General features: G+C 56.5%; 1 protein-coding gene. It reads left to right on the plus strand.

What is annotated here, in order from left to right; genetic code table 11:
* The first annotated feature begins 252 nt into the window (after positions 1-252).
* Positions 253-1,947 (plus strand): phospho-sugar mutase, encoded by a 1,695-nt coding sequence (locus tag I2F59_RS09790; RefSeq protein ID WP_006235592.1) that lies wholly within the window; start codon positions 253-255, stop codon positions 1,945-1,947.
* Positions 1,948-2,269: the final 322 nt, after the last annotated feature.

The following is a 2,269-nucleotide window of genomic DNA, read 5'->3' on the forward strand; positions in this document are numbered from 1 at the left end:
CTGACCGGTGGACGGCACCGAGCCGTACGCTTGAACTGAGAAGGGGGAGGCCTCGCGGCCTCCCCCTTTTTTGCGTTAAATGCGGCGTTCACTAAGCAATTAAATCAATCCAATCATCCACCGGTGAATATAAACGTTCACCGTTCTGTGGTCGGTTCTCTGTTCTCAATGGACTAATATTTGCTTTAGCGCGCTGATGCGCTTGTCCTGTTTTACACGGGTTGTTTTATTGATTGTGACGGAAGGACTCACATGGCAGATGTTCATGAGCTGCTTGATACTTGGATTGCCAATGTCAAGGACGAGGAGCTCCTCGCTGAGCTCAACACGATGAAGGAGCAGGGTGATGAGGACGCCATCACCGACGCTTTCTTCCAGGATCTCGCCTTCGGTACTGCCGGCCTTCGCGGCACTATCGGTGCGGGCACTAACCGTATGAATATCTATACGGTCGGTCGTGCGACCCAGGGATTCGCTGACTACCTCAATGCGACCTTCGAGCATCCGACGGTCGCCATCGCTCGCGATAGCCGCAATAAAGGTGAGCTGTTCGTCAAGACTACGGCTGCCATTCTTGCAGCAAACGGCGTGACTGCCCTCGTGTATCCCAAGATTTCTCCCGTGCCGACGCTTTCCTGGGCCGTCCGCGACCTTAAGTGCTCCGGTGGCATTTGCATGACCGCTAGTCATAATCCGGCGCCTTATAACGGCTATAAGGCCTATGGCCCCGACGGCTGCCAGATCACCAGCGAGGCCGCCGATGCAATTTCTAAGGCTATCGCCGAGACCGATACGTTCACCGGCGTGAAGTCCATGGACTTCGATGAGGCTCTTGAGCAGGGTCTGGTCAAATGGATCGATGACTCGTGCCTCGAGCGTTATTATGACGCCGTTCTCGCCCGCGGCGTGACCAACCTTTCTGCCGAGGAGATCGCTGGCGCTCCGCTTAAGCTCGTCTACACTCCGCTCAACGGCACCGGCCTCATTCCCGTCACGACGGTGCTCGAGCGCGCTGGCATCACCGATGTCACGGTTGTTCCCGAGCAGAAGGAGCCTAACGGCGATTTCCCGACCTGCCCGTATCCTAACCCCGAGATTCGTCAGGCCATGCAGAAGGGCATTGACCTGTGCGAGCAGGTTCACCCTGATCTGCTGCTTGCAACCGATCCTGACGCCGATCGCGTTGGCGTTGCCGTTAAGAATGGCGATGACTATCTGCTGCTGACCGGCAATGAGATGGGCGTTCTGCTGCTCGACTATATCTGCAAGACCCGCGCTGCTCGCGGTGAGGACCTCACTAAGAAGGTTGCTGTCACTACTATCGTTTCTTCCGCCATGGTTGACGCTCTGGCCGACGAGTACGGTTTTGAGCTCCGCCGCTGCCTGACGGGCTTCAAGTACATCGGCGACATCATTACTTCTCTTTCCGATGCTGGCGAGGTCGATCGCTTTATCTTCGGTTTTGAGGAGAGCTACGGCTATCTGGCCGGCGACCACGTGCGCGACAAGGACGCCGTGAGCACTTCGCTTTTGATTTGCCAGATGGCGCAGTATTACAAGCTCCAGGGAAAGAACCTTGCCGACGCGATGCACGAGCTGTACGAGAAGTATGGCTACTATCACAACAAGACGATTTCGCTGAGCTATCCGGGTGCTGAGGGTGCGGCAAAGATGGCCGGCATCATGGCCGGTCTGCGCGAGAACCCGCCCGCGGAGCTCGCCGGTTCCAAGATTGAGGCCGTCGTTGATTACAACACCTGCGTGAACGGCCTGCCGAAGGCTAATGTTATTGAGTTCGATCTTGAGGGTGGCAACAAGGGTATTGTTCGTCCTTCCGGCACCGAGCCCAAGATTAAGCTGTACATCTTCGCTAAGGGCGCGGATGCCGCCGAGGCAGATGCAGCACTTGACGCGATCGAGGAGTCCGGTCGCAAGCTGCTGGCATAAGGTATTTAAGAGTCTATAGCTATAGATGGGCTAAAGAGGGGATCTCGGATGCGAGGTCCCCTCCTGTTTTTAACCAGCCAGCCGAGAGTACTTATATGTGTAGGAAATGTGTACGCCCAGATTCCCGCCCCCGGCGCCCCTCCGGTCTGGCAATATATCTCCTTGCCGCGCGGCCCGGTGCAACCGGGAACCAGTGCAGGCGTGCACCTTGAGAACCGGATACTGCGAGGATGGACACTCACTTCAGTGTCGCATCCGGGCAGACATCGAACCATTTGAAATGGTCTAACTTGGATTTGTTTTTCGCAAGGCCGCCGAGAGG

This window comes from Collinsella aerofaciens, from assembly GCF_015556945.1.
In the GTDB taxonomy this organism is placed as follows: Bacteria; Actinomycetota; Coriobacteriia; order Coriobacteriales; family Coriobacteriaceae; genus Collinsella; species Collinsella aerofaciens_AO.

Excerpts from the sequence above, each read along its gene's own strand:
- I2F59_RS09790 (WP_006235592.1), top strand. The coding sequence starts at position 253 with ATGGCAGATGTTCATGAGCTGCTTGATACTTGGATTGCCAATGTCAAG.